The sequence below is a fragment of the Zoogloea oleivorans genome (assembly GCF_008107625.1).
GTDB lineage: Bacteria > Pseudomonadota > Gammaproteobacteria > Burkholderiales > Rhodocyclaceae > Zoogloea > Zoogloea oleivorans.
On record NZ_SDKK01000001.1, the window covers coordinates 59,204 to 74,829 of the forward strand.

A 15,626-nucleotide genomic window follows, 5' to 3' on the forward strand; every position below is an offset into this window, starting at 1 on the left:
TGCCGCGCTTATGTCGCAAGAAAGCTTCGTGATTGATCTGCAGGCGTTAGCCAAAGACGGAGGTCGTGTGCACCGCACGGTTCCGGTGGAGAGTCTCGGCCGTTTGGTCGAGTCCCTGCTGGAGCCGGTTGGTACCGTGACTTTCGAGTTTCAGGGTGAGCGTGACGACGAGGGGAAACTCTACGTCGATCTGCAGATCCAGGGTGACCTGGTGTTGCAGTGCCAGCGCTGTCTTGAGGCTATGGTGTGGCCCTGTAATGTGCAGAATCGTCTCCTGCTGCTGCGCTCCGGTGAGGAATTGCCGGAGAACGAGCTGGAGAATGATGCGGTAGACGCCCTGGAGGTGGAGCCGCTGACCGATCTGCTGGCTTTGGTGGAGGACGAAGTGTTGCTCGCCTTGCCCCTGGTGCCACGCCACGAAAATTGCGAACCACCGGTCAAGGCCGGTGTTGATGATGAGATTTCGCCCTTCGCCGTTCTGCGCCAGTTGCGCGGCAAGGTTTAAGTATTCCTCAAGGAGTGTTTCATGGCTGTCCAACAGAACAAGAAGTCCCCGTCCAAGCGCGGTATGCACCGTTCCCACGATTTCCTCGTTGCGCCCCCGCTGGCCATCGAGCCGACCACCGGCGAAGTGCACCTGCGTCACCACGTGTCGCCTTCCGGCTTCTACCGTGGCAAGAAGGTTGCCAAGGCCAAGGGCGAGTAATCTCCCCGGTCTGGAAGCGGCGCGACGCCTTCGGGTGCTCGCGCCGTTTTTATACATGTCTCCTTATTCCTGTGCCGAATGACTGTCACCCTCGCTATTGACTGCATGGGGGGCGATCACGGCCCTTCGGTGACCATACCGGCCGCCCTGCATTTTCTGCGGGCCGACCGTAAAGCCCGAATAATTCTCGTCGGGCGTACGGAAGCTATCGAACCGCATCTGGGTACGGCACTTGCCGAATTCGGAGAGCGCCTGCGCGTCCATCGGGCGTCTGAAGTTGTTGGTATGGATGAGCCGCCAGCTCAGGCCATGCGCAGCAAAAAAGACTCGTCCATGCGTGTTGCTGTCGATCTGGTCAAGTCGGGCGACGCCCAGGCTGCCGTGTCGGCTGGCAATACCGGCGCGCTGATGGCCATCTCCCGTTTTGTTCTCAAGACGCTTCCCGGTATTGACCGCCCGGCCATCTGCAGCACGCTGCCGACCCTGCGCGGGCAGACGCACGTCCTCGATCTGGGGGCCAACGTCGATTGCTCGCCCGAGCATCTGCTGCAGTTCGCCATCATGGGGGCCATGCTGGTTGCGGCCGTAGAGCACAATGAACGGCCGAGCGTTGGTCTGCTCAATATCGGCGAAGAAGAAATCAAGGGCAACGAGACGGTCAAGCAAGCCGGCGAGCTGCTCCGCAAGAGCGGGCTCAATTTTTACGGCAATGTCGAAGGCAACGACATCTACAAGGGCACGGTGGATGTAGTCGTCTGCGACGGCTTTGTCGGCAACGTTGCACTCAAGACGTCGGAAGGTCTCGCCCAGATGCTGGCGACTTTCCTGCGCGAACAGTTTTCCCGCAACTGGATGACCAAGCTGGCGGCCATCTTTGCGATGTCGGCCCTGAAGGGCTTCAAACACAAGGTCGATTCCCGCCGCTACAACGGTGCCAGCCTGCTTGGCTTGCGCGGTGTGGTGGTCAAGAGTCACGGTTCAGCCGATGCCTTCGCCTTCGAGCAGGCTATCTGGCGGGCGGCCGAGGCTGCGCGTAATCGTCTCATCGAGCGCATCACCGAACGAATGGAACGCGAAAGGTCGGCGGCATGATCTATGCACGAGTCGCCGGGACAGGCAGTTTCCTGCCCGGCAAGCCTGTAACCAATGATGATCTGGTTGCGCGCGGTATCGAGACCTCCGATGAGTGGATCGCCGAGCGCACCGGCATTCGCATGCGTCACCTTGCCGAGCCGGACGTCACCGCGAGCCAGTTGGCCTACGAGGCGAGCGTGCGGGCGATCGAGGCGGCCGGCTGCCAGCCGTCCGACATCGATCTCATCATCGTTGCCACGTCGACGCCCGATTATATTTTTCCGAGTACCGCAGCACTGCTGCAGGCGCGCCTGGGCATCACCAACGGCGGGGCGGTCTTCGATCTGCAGGCTGTTTGCACAGGCTTTGCCTATGCGCTGGCAACTGCCGAGAAATTCATCCGCTCGGGCAGTAACAAGCGGGCGCTGGTGGTGGGGGCCGAGGTCTTCTCGCGCATTCTCGACTGGAATGATCGTGGGACCTGCGTGCTGTTCGGCGACGGTGCCGGTGCGGTGGTTCTGGAAGCCTCCGCGCGGCCGGGCATTCTCGCCACAGCGCTGCATGCAGATGGCAGCCACAGCCCCATTCTGAGCGTTCCCGGGCAGATCAACCGTGGTGTCGTCATCGGCGATCCTTTTCTGCGCATGGACGGTCAGGCCGTCTTCAAGTTCGCCGTGAAGGTGCTGGGCGAGGTTGCCCGCGAAGTGGTCGAGCAGGCCGGCCTCACGATGGGTGACGTGGACTGGCTGATCCCCCATCAGGCCAACATGCGCATCCTGCAGGCGACTGGCAAGCGGCTGGGTGTGCCAATGGAGAAGGTCATTGCCACCGTTGCCCAGCACGGCAACACGTCGGCAGCCTCGATTCCGCTGGCCCTCGATCTGGCCGTTCGGGACGGTCGCGTCCAGCGCGGGCAAAAGCTGCTGCTGGAAGGGGTGGGCGGTGGTTTTACGTGGGGCGCGGTGCTCCTCGAATTCTGAGAACCTGTCACAGGCACTAAAAGGTAAGCGACGATGAATTTTGCTTTTGTCTTTCCGGGGCAAGGCTCCCAGTCGGTCGGCATGATGGCCGCCTATGGCGAGTCGGTGGTGATCCGCCAGACCTTTACCGAAGCTTCCGATGCGCTTGGCGAGGATCTCTGGCGGATGGTGGCGGACGGCCCGGCCGAGTTGTTGTCCCAGACGGTGAATACCCAGCCGCTGATGCTGACCGCCGGCATTGCGGTGTATCGTGAGTGGATCGCCCGTGGCGGTGCCGTGCCGGCGCTGGTTGCCGGGCATAGCCTGGGCGAATATTCGGCGCTCGTCGCCGCCGGCGCCCTGGACTTCCAGGAAGCCGTCAAACTGGTGCGCTTGCGTGCCCAGGCCATGCAAGAAGCGGTTCCGCAGGGTGAGGGTGCCATGGCGGCGCTGCTGGGCCTCGATGAGGCTGCCGCGATTGAAGCCTGTGCCGAAGCTGCTCAGGGCGAGGTGGTTTCTGCCGCCAACCTGAATTCTCCCGGCCAGATCGTGATTGCCGGTTCGCGTGCTGCCGTCGAACGGGCAATGCTGGCTGCCAAGACGCGTGGCGCCAAGCGTGCGGTGTTGTTGCCGGTGAGTGCGCCTTTCCATTGCGCGCTGATGAAGCCGGCCGCCGAACGCCTGCAGCTGCGTCTGGCCGACATCGACGTGAAGGTGCCGTCGATTCCCGTGCTGAACAACGTGGATGTGGCGGTTGAAGATCAGCCTGCCCGCATCAAGGATGCGCTGGTGCGTCAGGCTTACTCGCCGGTGCGCTGGATCGAGACGGTGCAGGAAATCGCCCGCCGTGGCGTGACCAATGTTTATGAGTGCGGTCCTGGCAAGGTGCTGGCCGGCATGACCAAGCGCATTGAGGGTAGCCTGGTGGGTGGCGCGATTGCCGATGCCGCCAGCCTTGAGGAAACGCTGAAGACAACGGGGGCAGCATGAGTCAGGATTTGCAGGGGCAAGTTGCGCTGGTGACCGGTGCCTCGCGTGGTATTGGTCGGGCGATTGCCCTTGAGCTGGGCCGCATGGGCGCGACGGTGGTGGGTACTGCCACATCTGAAGCCGGCGCTGCCGACATTCAGGCCGGCCTCGAGGCCGCGGGTGTTGCCGGCCGCGGTCTGGCTCTTGATGTGACCAGTCCGGAGGCCTGTGAGGCACTCATCGGAGAAATCGAAAAGGGCCTCGGCCCGGTCGCCATCCTGGTGAATAACGCCGGCATTACGCGAGACAATCTGGCCATGCGCATGAAGGACAGCGAATGGGATGCGGTGATCGACACCAATCTCAAGGCTGTCTTCCGCATGTCCAAGCTGGTCATGCGTGGCATGATGAAGGCCCGTACCGGCCGCATCATCAATATCACCTCGGTGGTCGGCAGCTCCGGCAATGCGGGGCAGGCCAACTATGCGGCCGCCAAGGCTGGTGTGGCGGGCATGACCCGTGCGCTGGCCCAGGAACTCGGCAGCCGCAACATCACGGTCAATTGTGTGGCGCCGGGTTTCATCGATACGGACATGACGAAAGAGCTTCCCGAGGCCCAGCGCGAGGCGCTGCAGGGCAAGATTGCCCTTGGCCGACTCGGCAAGCCGGAAGAGATTGCCGCGGTGGTGGGGTTTCTGGCCTCCCCCGCAGCCACTTATGTGACGGGTGCTACCCTTCACGTAAACGGTGGCATGTACATGGCGTAAATCTCGCCAAGCTGGCGAGGGTGCGCGTTTTTGGTAGAATGCGGGGGTTTTTGAATTCACCCGCACAATCTGGGAAGGAGTTAGCACATGGAAAATATTGAACAGCGCGTCAAGAAAATCGTTGCCGAACAACTCGGCGTTAACGAATCCGAAATCAAGACTGACTCGTCCTTCGTGGACGATCTGGGCGCCGACTCCCTCGATACCGTCGAGCTGGTGATGGCCCTGGAAGAAGAGTTCGAGTGCGAAATCCCTGACGAAGAAGCTGAAAAGATCACCAGCGTTCAGCAGGCGATCGACTACGTCTCCGCCCATCTCAAGAAGTAAGACTCCCGGAGCCTGCCTTGACCCGTCGTAGAGTCGTTGTAACCGGCCTTGGCGTTATTTCGCCGGTCGGTAATACTGTGCCTGAAGCTTGGGACGCCATTCTCAATGGTCGTTCCGGCATCGGTGAGATAACCCGCTTTGATACTTCCTCCTTCCCGGTGAAGATTGCCGGTGAGGTGAAGGGCTTTGACATTGGCGCCTATCTGTCGCCGAAAGAAGCTCGCCGTATGGATGGCTTCATCCACTACGGCATCGCTGCCGGCATCCAGGCCTTTCGCGACTCGGGGATCGAGGTGACAGAAGCCAATGCCCATCGGATCGGTGTCAACATCGGTTCGGGCATTGGTGGTCTGCCGATGATCGAGGGAACCCATGACGATTTCCTCGCCGGTGGTCCGCGCAAGATTTCCCCCTTCTTTATTCCCGGCACGATCATCAACATGATCTCCGGCAATCTGTCGATCATGTTCGGTCTCAAGGGGCCCAACCTGGCCGTGGTGACGGCCTGTACCACGGGTCTGCACGCGATCGGCATGAGCGCCCGGATGATCGAGTACGGCGATGCCGACATGATGGTGTGTGGCGGTTCCGAATCCACGGTGACTCCGCTGGCGGTTGGTGGCTTTGCTTCGGCCAAGGCGCTGTCTACCCGCAACGATGATCCGGCTACGGCCAGCCGTCCGTGGGACAAGGGCCGTGACGGCTTTGTTCTGGGCGAAGGCGCTGGCGTGCTGGTGCTCGAAGAGTACGAGCATGCGGTCAAGCGTGGCGCCCGCATCTATGCCGAGATTTCCGGTTTCGGCATGAGTGGTGATGCCTACCACATGACCGCACCGGATACTGACGGCCCCCGTCGCAGCATGGTCAATGCGCTGAAGAATGCCGGCGTCAATCCGGACGAGGTTCAGTATCTCAACGCACACGGCACCTCCACGCCGCTGGGCGACAAGAACGAAACCGAGGCGATCAAGCTGGCTTTCGGTGCCGATGTGGCCAAGTCGCTGGTGGTTAACTCCACCAAGTCGATGACCGGTCACCTGCTTGGTGGTGCCGGTGGTCTCGAGTCTGTGGTTACGGCTCTGGCGATTTATCACCAGGTCTCCCCGCCGACGATCAATATCTTCGATCAGGACCCTGAGTGCGATCTGGATTACTGCGCAAACGTGGCGCGTCCGATGAAGATCGACATCGCAATGAAGAACAATTTCGGCTTCGGTGGCACCAACGGTACGCTGGTGTTCCGCAAGCTCTGACGAGGCGGATTGCACGGAGGGCCGTGCTTCGTGATCGTTATTGAATTAAAGCCGTCGCGGCTGCTTCCGGTCATTTTGACCGGGTTGCATGTCGCGGCGGCTTTTTCATTTGTGCTGGGGTTTGGCTGGAGCTGGCAGGCCACATCGGCGATGGGCTTGTTGGCGCTGTCGCTGGTTCACGCATGGCATTTGGCCCGGCGAGGGGGCGGTCGGCTGGGGCTTGCGGAGGAGGGTGTCCTGGTGCTGGAGCCGGATGGCGGTCGCCGTGAAGTGCTGGTCATCCCGCAGCCGTCCACTGTGGTGTTCCCGTGGGCGATCTGGCTGGCCTGGCGTGAAGAGGATGTGGCCCGGCGGGGTGTACTGCTGATTCTGCGCGACCAGTTGTCGCCTGCTGCCTGGCGTGAACTCCAGGTCTGGGCCCGCTTGAGGGCCCGGCCGCAAGCTGCCGGGCCCGGGCAGGCTTAGATGCCGGTGTTGCGGCTGGGACGAATCACTGTGTCCCGAGCCTTGGGCAGTGTTTCGGGGTAGTCACGGCTGAAGTGGAGTCCGCGGCTTTCCTTGCGCTTGAGGGCGCTGCGGACGATCAGGTCGGCGGTTACAACCAGGTTGCGCAGCTCGATCAGATCGTTCGACACCCGGAAGTTGCTGTAGAACTCTTCGATTTCCCGGGCCAGCAGGCGGATGCGGTGCTGGGCGCGCTGCAGGCGCTTGTTGGTGCGCACGATGCCGACGTAGTCCCACATGAAGCGGCGCAGCTCGTCCCAGTTATGGGAGATCACGATGGCTTCGTCGGAGTCGGTGACCCGGCTTTCATCCCACTGGGGCAGGTTGTCGGCCAGTGGGCGGGTGGTGGCCAGGATGTCGTTGGCAGCCGCTTCGCCGAATACGAGGCATTCGAGCAGGGAGTTGCTGGCCAGGCGGTTGGCGCCGTGGAGGCCGGTGCACGCGGTTTCGCCGATTGCGTAGAGGCCGGGCACGTCGGTGCGGGCGCGCAGGTCGGTAACGATGCCTCCACAGGAAAAATGGGCGGCCGGCACAACCGGAATCGGCTGGTGGGTGATGTCGATACCCAGCTCCAGGCAGCGGGCCAGGATGTTGGGAAAGTGCTCTTTGAGGAAGTCGGCTGGCTTGTGGCTGATGTCGAGGAAGACGCAGTCGAGGCCGTGCTTCTTCATTTCAAAGTCAATGGCCCGGGCAACCACGTCGCGAGGCGCGAGTTCTTCGCGGCTGTCGTGTCCCGGCATGAAACGGGTGCCATCCGGGAGGCGCAGTAGTCCGCCTTCGCCCCGCACCGCTTCGGAAATCAGAAAGGACTTGGCCTGCGGGTGGTACAGGCAGGTCGGGTGGAACTGGATGAACTCCATGTTCGCAACCCGGCAGCCGGCTCGCCAGGCCATGGCGACGCCGTCACCCGTGGCGGTGTCCGGATTGGTGGTGTACAGGTAGACCTTGCAGGTGCCGCCGGTCGCCAGCACCGTGTGGCGGGCGGCAAAGGTGCGCACTTCGTCGTTGACGATGTCGAGCACGTAGGCCCCGAGGCAGCCTTCTTCGGGTTGGCCGACTTTGGCGCCGGTGATCAGGTCGACCGCAATGTGCTGTTCGAAGACGGTGATGCCAGGGTGGGCGCGGACCTGCTCGGTGAGCGTGGCCTGTACGGCGGCGCCGGTGGCGTCTGCTGCGTGGATGATGCGTCGGTGACCGTGTCCGCCTTCGCGAGTCAGGTGGTAGCCCGTGGGTGAGCTGGCATCGCCGGTGAAGGGAACGCCGTGATCGATCAGCCAGCGGATGGCGCGGGGGGCGTTCTCAATGACGAAACGGGTGGTTTCATCGGAGCACAGGCCGGCGCCGGCCGTGTGGGTGTCTGCCACGTGGGCTTCGGTGCTGTCTGCCGGATCGAGCACGGCGGCGATTCCGCCCTGGGCCCAGGCACTGGCGCTGTCCTCCAGGCTTCGCTTGGTAACAATGGCAACCTTGAGTTTGTCTGCGAGGCGCAGCGCAAGGGACTGTCCGGCAAGGCCACTGCCAAGGATGAGGACATCAAAAGCGGTCACTTCGAGGGTTGCCACAGAGGGCGATATTGGGGAGGGGCGACTATAGCATGGGGTGTTCCCGCTGCCGAAGCCTGCAAAACCCTTTGCGCGACTGAACTATACGGCGATGGGGGGGTCTAGCAGGTACTTTGGAAAGGATTGACGGGCTCTCGGGGTATACTCCGTGGTCTGTGGCCGTCCGGGCCACGACAACAAAGGTATATACGTTCCCCGACCATGAGCGATCGCGAAATTGACCAACTGTTGGTCGAGCGTGTCCAGCGCGGTGACAAACAGGCATTTGGCCTGCTCGTCACGAAGTATCAGCGCAAGCTCGGCCGACTGTTGTCGAGATTGATCCGAGATCCTGCCGAAGTGGAGGATGTTGCCCAGGAAACGTTCATCAAGGCTTATCGGGCCCTGCCGTCGTTCCGGGGAGACAGCGCTTTTTACACCTGGCTTTACAGGATCGGGATCAATACCGCCAAGAATTACCTTGTATCCCAGGGCCGCCGAGCGCCCACTACGACCGAATTCGATTCTGAGGAAGCCGAAACCTTTGAGGAGGGAGACCAGCTTCGCGATATCAATACGCCTGAACGTCTCCTGATGACGAAGCAGATCGGGGAAACGGTGAATGTGGCGATGGAGGCTCTGCCTGAGGAGTTGAGGACAGCGATCGTGCTGCGTGAGATCGAGGGCCTGAGCTACGAGGAGATCGCCGCGATCATGGAGTGCCCGATCGGTACGGTTCGCTCACGGATTTTCCGTGCGCGGGAAGCAATTTCTGAAAAGCTCAAGCCGTTGCTCGATACGGCTCCGAACAAGAGGTGGTAAGACGATGAAAGAGAAGGTTTCTGCCCTGCTGGACGGCGCGCTCGAAGAGCAGGTCTCGTCCCGGATGCTCGAATCCCTGAAACGGGATGGCGCGCTCCGCCAGAAGTGGGAGAGTTATTGTCTCATTGGGGATGTGCTGCGGGATGAGCAAGTTCTGTCGTCGGACTTCACCAGCAAGGTGATGTTGTGTCTGGAGGATGAGCCTACGGTTCTGGCGCCGGTCAAGCGGGAGGCGAGTGGCGGATGGGTTCGTCATTTCATGCCGATCGCGGCTTCCGTGATGGGGGTTGCGGCGGTGGGCTGGGTGGCGATGGCGCTGAATGGTGCTGATCCGCAAAACCTGCTGGTGGCACGGGCCAAGACGCCTGCCGTTGCCGTGGCGGCGGTGGATCCTTCCAGGATTGCCCGGGTGGCGGCCGTCTCCGCAGAGCCCTCCGAGCGCGAATACCTGTTTGCCCATCAGGCGATGGCGCCATCGGCCGCGATGCCGGGTGTTGCGCTCTACGTTCGGACCGTTTCGGATAGCCGCGTGGCCGGCGAGCGATGAAGCGTTTTTTCTGCTTTGTGGCGGTCTTGTTTGCCTCGTGTGGGTCGGCTCTGGCGCAGGTGCCTACCGATCCGCTGAGCTGGCTCGGAAGAATCTCCAGCGCGGCGCACAAGCTCAATTACACCGGGACTTTCACCTATCAGAGCGGCAAGAGCGTCGAAACTTCCCGGATTGCTCACCTGGTTGATGCCAACGGGGAATACGAGAGGCTGGAGGCGCTGGACGGCAGTCCGCGGGAGGTTGTCCGCAACAATGAGGAAGTGCGGTGCTTCCTCCCCGAGCAGAAATTGCTGATTGTCGATCAGTCAGCTGCCCGGCGCAGCTTTCCGGCCCGTCTGCCCCAGTCTCCCAGCGCGCTTGTCGAGTATTACCGGATCCGCAAGGGGGAAGTGGTCCGGGTGGCCGGAATGGAGAGCCAGCAGATCATTCTGGAACCCAGGGATGACATGCGATTTGGTCACCAGTTCTGGGCGGATACGGGGTCCGGGCTGCTGCTGCGGGCTCGTTTGATCGGCGAGAAAGGTGAGAGTGTTGAACAGTTCACCTTCACCGAGGTCCAGGTTGGCGCCCCTTTCGACAAGGAAAAGGTCAAGCCCCACTTCGTGCCCGGGGCGGACTGGAAGGTGGTCAATGCGCGTGGCAGTGATGTGAAGGTCGAAGATACCGGCTGGGTGTTCAGGAATACGATTCCCGGCTTTCGTCAGGTGGTTTCCGTCGTGCGTCAGGCTCGCAAGGAGCGCGGTGAGGCCTATCACGTGGTTTTCTCCGACGGTCTGGCGGCGATTTCGGTTTTTATCGAGCCGATGCCTGCCAGGGGCAATGTCCAGAGCGGTCTGAGTTCGTCGGGCGCCTTTAACATCTTCCGCCGCGCGGTGGCCGATCACCTGATCACTGTGTTGGGTGAAGTGCCGTCCCAGGCTCTTGTCAGGATTGCCGATGGCGTGGAGATGCGGAAGCGTTGATGCGGGTCAATGGTGTGGTGCAGCGGATTGAAGACGGTTATGCCTGGGTGGACGTGTCTGTCGCCCAGGGGTGTGGGCGTTGTCAGGAGCCGGGTGGCTGCGGTGGCGTGAATATCGCGAAACCTTTTGGCTCCAGCAGCCGGGCTGTGCGGGTACGCAACGAGATCAACGCCCGTCCCGGCGAGCAGGTGGGGGTTGTGGTCGAGGAGGGGGTTCCCTTGAGGGGGGCCCTGTTTGCGTATGCGTTTCCTGTGCTGGGCCTGATTGCGGGCGCAGCGCTGGGGACGGCCGTGGCGTCGGCCGACAGCGTTGATCTGTCGGCGACCATTGGCGCGGTGGCCGGTTGCCTGGCGGCTATTTTGCTCGGGCGCGGTCGTACAGGATGGGCGAAGAGTGCCGAGCTGCCCTTGCGGCTTGAAAAGGGTGCCGTTTCTGCAGGTGGGGAGTGCGGACGATGATGGCTTTCGTGCGTGCTTTACGTATTGCTGCCCTGTGCGGCCTGTGTGTCTCGCTGCTCTCGTCCCTGCCCGTTTGGGCGCGGGATTTGCCGGACTTTGCCGATCTTGCCGATCGCTCTGGCATGGCAGTCGTGAACATCAGTACGACCCAGTCCGGCAAGCAGGGCCGTTCCGGTGTGCCGAGTCTGGAAGAAGACGATCCGATGTTCGACTTTTTCCGGCGTTTCGTGCCGCGCACTCCGGGGGCGCCCCGCATGGAGCCGGACAATCGCTCGCTGGGTTCCGGCTTTATCGTCTCGGCCGACGGCTATGTGCTGACCAATGCCCACGTGGTTGATGGCGCCGATGAAATCATCGTCAAACTCACCGACAAGCGGGAGTTTCGGGCGCGCCTTATGGGCACGGATGCACGCAGTGATGTGGCGCTGCTCAAAATTGATGCGGCCGGTCTGCCCAAAGTCAGTCTGGGTGATCCGGCAAAGCTGCGTGTCGGTGACTGGGTCATGGCCATCGGTTCTCCGTTCGGTTTTGAGAACTCGGTGACTGCCGGTATTGTCAGCGCCAAGGGGCGTTCCCTGCCCCAGGAAAATTTTGTGCCCTTCATCCAGACGGACGTGGCGATCAATCCCGGTAACTCGGGGGGACCCCTGTTCAACATGAAGGGTGAAGTGGTGGGCATCAATTCCCAGATCTACAGCCGTACTGGCGGGTTCATGGGACTCTCGTTTGCGATTCCCATCGATGTGGCCATGGAGGTTCAAAGCCAGCTCCGCAGCAGTGGTCGGGTCCAGCGCGGGCGGATCGGCGTGGCCATCCAGGAAGTGTCGCGGGAGCTTGCTGACAGTTTCACGCTGGGCAAGCCGGTGGGGGCGTTGGTCAGTTCGGTGGAGAAGGGCAGTCCGGCCGACAAGGCGGGGATTGAGCAGGGCGACATCATCCTGCGCTTCGACAATCGTCCGGTGACTGTTTCGGGAGACTTGCCGCGAATCGTCGGCAGTACGCGACCGGGCAGCAAGGTGTCGCTCCAGGTGTGGCGCAAGGCAGCGCTGAAGGATCTGGCGGTCGTGGTGGCGGAGTTGCCTGAAGAGAAGGTGCGCAAGACTGCGGCCAGGCTGAGTCGGCCCGACGCCTCGCCCAACAAGCTGGGCATCCTGGTCGTCGAGCCTACGTTCGAGCAGCGACGGGATGGGCGCTTTGCCTCCGGCGGGGTGGTGGTGGATGCGGTGCGCAGTGCCTCTGCAAAGGCATCGGAGATCCAGTCAGGCGATGCCATTCTGGCACTGGTGAGCAAGGGGGTGCGCACGGATATTCGTGGCGTGGATCAGTTCAATCGCCTGGTGGCCGGGCTGGATGTCGGGCAGACGGTTACCCTGCTGGTCCTGCGTGGCGATCTGCAGACTTTTGTGCCCCTCCGAACCCTTGAGCGCTGAACGCCAACTGACCGTGTTGAGCCGGGAATGGTGCCATTTGTGCCATGACCTGCTGGATGCGCTTGCGCCCCTGCAGCAAGAGCTCGGTTTTACTGTGGATGTGCTGGATGTGGATGCGTTTCCGGAACTGGAAGCGCTATGGAGTGAAAAGGTGCCGGTCGTGCTGGCCGGAGAAACAGAAATCTGTCATTACTTCCTCGACGAAATCGCTGTCCGTGCTCATTTTCAGCGTATCGGTTAGAATGCAAGTCTTTGCCAGGCAAACAAAATTTATCAGGGTGCCCTCCGGCACCCTTTTTCATGGCCCAAATGCAACACATCAGAAACTTTTCGATTATTGCCCACATCGACCACGGTAAATCTACCCTGGCCGACCGGATCATCCAGCTGTGCGGAGGCCTCTCCGCTCGCGAGATGGAATCCCAGGTGCTGGATTCGATGGACATCGAGCGTGAGCGCGGTATCACCATCAAGGCCCAGACGGCTGCGCTGAGTTACCGCGCCCGCGATGGCCAGGTCTACAACCTCAATCTGATCGACACTCCGGGGCACGTGGACTTCTCGTATGAAGTCTCCCGATCGCTGGCGGCCTGCGAAGGCGGCCTGCTGGTCGTCGATGCATCCCAGGGCGTCGAGGCGCAGACCGTAGCCAACTGCTACACGGCGCTGGAACAGGGCGTCGAGGTGGTGCCGGTCCTCAACAAGATGGATTTGCCCCAGGCCAATCCGGAGGGAGCCCGCCAGGAAATCGAGGACGTGATCGGCATTGATGCGACCGACGCGATTCCCTGTTCGGCCAAGACCGGCATGGGCGTCGAGGACATCCTTGAAGCGGTCATCGCGCGCATTCCGGCGCCCAAGGGGGATCCGGATGGCCCGTTGAAGGCGCTGATCATCGACTCCTGGTTCGACAACTACGTTGGCGTGGTGATGCTCGTCCGGGTTGTCGATGGCACGCTCAAGCCCAAGGACAGGATCATGTTCATGTCCACCGGCGTGCAGCAGTTGTGCGAGCAGGTCGGCGTGTTCACTCCCAAGTCCCAGCAGCGGGAAACCCTGTCGGCCGGTCAGGTGGGTTTCATCATTGCCGGCATCAAGGAACTCAAGGCGGCCAAGGTGGGTGACACCATCACCCTGGCCAACAAGCCGGCGGTCAAGGCGCTCGAGGGTTTCAAGGAGATCAAGCCGCAGGTGTTCGCCGGCCTGTATCCGGTGGAATCCAACGAATACGACCAGCTTCGCGAGTCCCTCGAAAAGCTGCGTCTGAACGATGCCTCGCTGCAGTTTGAGCCGGAAGTATCCCAGGCACTCGGCTTCGGCTTCCGCTGTGGCTTCCTCGGCCTCTTGCACATGGAAATCGTGCAGGAGCGCCTGGAGCGCGAGTTCGACATGAACCTCATCACCACGGCGCCGACCGTGATCTACGAGGTGCTCATGAAGGACGGGACGGTGGAGCAGATCTCCAATCCGTCCAAGTTGCCCGACCTGTCGAAGGTGGAGGAGGTGCGCGAGCCGATCATCAAGGCCGTCATCTTCCTGCCGCAGGAATACGTGGGGGCCGTGATCACCCTGTGCAACCAGAAGCGTGGTTCGCAGGTGGACATGCTCTATCACGGCCGCCAGGTTCAACTGATCTACGACATGCCCATGAATGAAGTGGTGATGGACTTCTTCGACAAGCTGAAGTCCGTGTCGCGGGGCTATGCGTCCCTCGACTACGAGTTCAAGGAATACCGCGCCGCCGATCTGGTGAAGCTCGATGTGCTGGTGTCCAGCGAGAAGGTCGACGCGCTGTCCATCATCGTGCACCGGGCCAACTCCCAGTATCGTGGTCGTGATCTGGTCGCCAAGCTGCGCGAATTGATCCCGCGCCAGATGTTCGATGTGGCGATCCAGGCGGCCATCGGCTCCAATATCGTGGCCCGGGAAACCATCAAGGCCCTGCGCAAGAATGTGTTGGCCAAGTGTTATGGTGGCGACATTTCGCGGAAGAAGAAGCTCCTCGAGAAGCAGAAAGAGGGCAAGAAGCGCATGAAGCAGGTCGGCAACGTGGAAATTCCGCAGGAGGCCTTCCTGGCTGTACTGCGGGTGGACGAAAAATGACCGGCACCAAACTGATAGTAGGGGCGCTCGCGTGAATTTTGCGTTGATTCTTTTTACCTTGCTGGTTTTCAGTGGCGTCTTGTGGGCGCTGGATCGTTTCGTCGCCAGCAAGCGGCGTGGCGTCGGGGCCAAGTCCCCCTGGTGGGTGGAGTACGGCGCCAGTTTTTTTCCGGTGATCCTGGTGGTCTTCAGCCTGCGCTCGTTTCTCGTCGAGCCCTTCAAGATTCCGTCGGGCTCGATGATTCCGACCCTGCTGGTGGGCGACTTCATCTTGGTTAACAAGTGGACCTACGGCATTCGTCTGCCGGTGATCAACAAGAAGATCGTGGCGATCAACGAGCCGCAGCGTGGTGACGTCATGGTCTTTCGCTTCCCCGGCGATCCGTCGCTTGACTACATCAAGCGTGTGGTCGGTTTGCCGGGCGACAGGGTCGAGTACCTCGACAAGAAGCTCACCATCAACGGTGTCGAAATGGCTCAGAAGGCCGATGGCGACTACCTGCATGCTGACCGGCTGTACTTCTCGCCACGTTATTCGGAAAAGCTTGGCGAGATTGAACACAAGATCATCGTTGAGAATGAATCGCCGGCGTTTGTCTCCCAGACTACCCCGTATCCTTTCCGCGATAACTGCACCTATACTAGCCGCGGTGTGTCTTGCACAGTGCCTGCGGGGCACTATTTCATGATGGGTGACAATCGGGACGGCAGTTTCGACAGCCGGGGCTGGGGTTTTGTCCCGGAAGAGAATATCGTCGGCAAGGCATTTTTCATCTGGTTCAATTTCAGTGACCTGAAACGGATCGGCAGCTTCCATTGATGATGACAAAAAAGAGTCAGTCGGGTCTTAGCCTTATCGGGGTGTTGCTGGTCGGGGGCATCCTTGCCGCAGTCCTGCTCGTCGGGCTCAAGCTGATTCCCGTCATCTCAGAGTATTTCGGGATCCGGCGAGCGATTGCCGCCGTGGCCAGTGGCGCCGACCCCCAGACAGCGACAGTTCCCCAGTTGCGCTTCGCTTTTACAAAGCGGGCTATCGTGGATGACATCAGTTCGATCTCTGCAACGGATCTCGACATCACCAAGGAAAACGGACAAATCGTGATTTCGGTGGATTATTCCCGCAAGGTGCATCTGGTTTCCAACGTCAGCCTCCTCATCGATTTTTCTGTATCGACTGCACCAGGTGGCCGATAAGCGTTTTCCC

19 protein-coding genes are annotated in these 15,626 nt (G+C 61.1%); 18 read left to right on the plus strand and 1 reads right to left on the minus strand.

Annotated elements, in window-relative coordinates; genetic code table 11:
• Positions 1–28: 28 nt before the first annotated feature.
• The 9 genes from ETQ85_RS00245 (at position 29) to ETQ85_RS00285 (ending at position 6,520) form a co-directional block, all read left to right on the plus strand.
• A complete protein-coding gene (locus ETQ85_RS00245; RefSeq protein WP_222862008.1) occupies positions 29–505 on the plus strand; it encodes a YceD family protein in 477 nt (158 codons plus the stop codon).
• Positions 506–526: 21 nt separating this feature from the next.
• Positions 527–706, plus strand: a complete 180-nt coding sequence (gene rpmF, locus ETQ85_RS00250) for a 50S ribosomal protein L32 (RefSeq protein ID WP_148577124.1) — start codon at positions 527–529, stop codon at positions 704–706.
• A 78-nt stretch (positions 707–784) separates the two neighbouring features.
• Positions 785–1,798 carry a phosphate acyltransferase PlsX gene (plsX, locus tag ETQ85_RS00255; protein ID WP_148577125.1) on the plus strand — a complete coding sequence of 338 codons (1,014 nt, stop codon included), beginning with the start codon at positions 785–787 and terminating at the stop codon, positions 1,796–1,798.
• Positions 1,795–2,760 carry a beta-ketoacyl-ACP synthase III gene (locus ETQ85_RS00260; protein WP_148577126.1) on the plus strand — a complete coding sequence of 322 codons (966 nt, stop codon included), beginning with the start codon at positions 1,795–1,797 and terminating at the stop codon, positions 2,758–2,760. The genes plsX and ETQ85_RS00260 overlap by 4 nt, the downstream gene beginning before the upstream one ends.
• A gap of 33 nt (positions 2,761–2,793) precedes the next feature.
• Positions 2,794–3,729 (plus strand): ACP S-malonyltransferase, encoded by a 936-nt coding sequence (gene fabD / locus ETQ85_RS00265; RefSeq protein WP_148577127.1) that lies wholly within the window; start codon positions 2,794–2,796, stop codon positions 3,727–3,729.
• Entirely contained in the window at positions 3,726–4,475 is a 750-nt protein-coding gene (gene fabG / locus ETQ85_RS00270) for a 3-oxoacyl-ACP reductase FabG (RefSeq protein ID WP_148577128.1), read from the plus strand. The genes fabD and fabG overlap by 4 nt, the downstream gene beginning before the upstream one ends.
• 87 nt (positions 4,476–4,562) lie before the next feature.
• The gene (gene acpP / locus ETQ85_RS00275) at positions 4,563–4,802 is read left to right on the plus strand and encodes an acyl carrier protein (RefSeq protein WP_148577129.1); all 240 of its coding nucleotides are present in this window, start codon (positions 4,563–4,565) and stop codon (positions 4,800–4,802) included.
• A gap of 17 nt (positions 4,803–4,819) precedes the next feature.
• On the plus strand, positions 4,820–6,055 hold the full coding sequence (gene fabF, locus ETQ85_RS00280) for a beta-ketoacyl-ACP synthase II (protein ID WP_148577130.1): 1,236 nt from the start codon (positions 4,820–4,822) through the stop codon (positions 6,053–6,055).
• Between the two features lie 30 nt (positions 6,056–6,085).
• Entirely contained in the window at positions 6,086–6,520 is a 435-nt protein-coding gene (locus tag ETQ85_RS00285; protein WP_148577131.1) for a protein YgfX, read from the plus strand.
• Here the strand turns inward: ETQ85_RS00285 and nadB are convergent.
• On the minus strand, positions 6,517–8,106 hold the full coding sequence (nadB, locus tag ETQ85_RS00290) for an L-aspartate oxidase (RefSeq protein WP_148577132.1): 1,590 nt from the start codon (positions 8,104–8,106) through the stop codon (positions 6,517–6,519). The two genes, ETQ85_RS00285 and nadB, sit on opposite strands and share 4 nt — an antisense overlap.
• 216 nt (positions 8,107–8,322) lie before the next feature.
• Here nadB and rpoE point away from each other — a divergent pair, with 216 nt between their 5' ends.
• The 9 genes from rpoE to ETQ85_RS00335 all read left to right on the plus strand — a co-directional run bounded on the left by rpoE (position 8,323) and on the right by ETQ85_RS00335 (position 15,616).
• Positions 8,323–8,922 carry an RNA polymerase sigma factor RpoE gene (rpoE, locus tag ETQ85_RS00295; protein ID WP_148577133.1) on the plus strand — a complete coding sequence of 200 codons (600 nt, stop codon included), beginning with the start codon at positions 8,323–8,325 and terminating at the stop codon, positions 8,920–8,922.
• Positions 8,923–8,926: 4 nt separating this feature from the next.
• A complete protein-coding gene (locus tag ETQ85_RS00300; RefSeq protein WP_148577134.1) occupies positions 8,927–9,469 on the plus strand; it encodes a sigma-E factor negative regulatory protein in 543 nt (180 codons plus the stop codon).
• Positions 9,466–10,431 (plus strand): MucB/RseB C-terminal domain-containing protein, encoded by a 966-nt coding sequence (locus ETQ85_RS00305; protein WP_148577135.1) that lies wholly within the window; start codon positions 9,466–9,468, stop codon positions 10,429–10,431. Before ETQ85_RS00300 ends, ETQ85_RS00305 begins: the two co-directional genes overlap by 4 nt.
• The gene (locus tag ETQ85_RS00310) at positions 10,431–10,889 is read left to right on the plus strand and encodes a SoxR reducing system RseC family protein (protein ID WP_148577136.1); all 459 of its coding nucleotides are present in this window, start codon (positions 10,431–10,433) and stop codon (positions 10,887–10,889) included. The genes ETQ85_RS00305 and ETQ85_RS00310 overlap by 1 nt, the downstream gene beginning before the upstream one ends.
• The gene (locus ETQ85_RS00315) at positions 10,889–12,319 is read left to right on the plus strand and encodes a DegQ family serine endoprotease (protein WP_222862021.1); all 1,431 of its coding nucleotides are present in this window, start codon (positions 10,889–10,891) and stop codon (positions 12,317–12,319) included. The genes ETQ85_RS00310 and ETQ85_RS00315 overlap by 1 nt, the downstream gene beginning before the upstream one ends.
• Positions 12,309–12,560 (plus strand): glutaredoxin family protein, encoded by a 252-nt coding sequence (locus ETQ85_RS00320; RefSeq protein ID WP_246128558.1) that lies wholly within the window; start codon positions 12,309–12,311, stop codon positions 12,558–12,560. Before ETQ85_RS00315 ends, ETQ85_RS00320 begins: the two co-directional genes overlap by 11 nt.
• Positions 12,561–12,628: 68 nt before the next feature.
• Positions 12,629–14,422 carry a translation elongation factor 4 gene (lepA, locus tag ETQ85_RS00325; protein ID WP_148577385.1) on the plus strand — a complete coding sequence of 598 codons (1,794 nt, stop codon included), beginning with the start codon at positions 12,629–12,631 and terminating at the stop codon, positions 14,420–14,422.
• A gap of 31 nt (positions 14,423–14,453) precedes the next feature.
• Positions 14,454–15,242 (plus strand): signal peptidase I, encoded by a 789-nt coding sequence (gene lepB / locus ETQ85_RS00330; protein WP_148577138.1) that lies wholly within the window; start codon positions 14,454–14,456, stop codon positions 15,240–15,242.
• Positions 15,242–15,616 (plus strand): DUF4845 domain-containing protein, encoded by a 375-nt coding sequence (locus ETQ85_RS00335; RefSeq protein WP_148577139.1) that lies wholly within the window; start codon positions 15,242–15,244, stop codon positions 15,614–15,616. Before lepB ends, ETQ85_RS00335 begins: the two co-directional genes overlap by 1 nt.
• Positions 15,617–15,626: the final 10 nt, after the last annotated feature.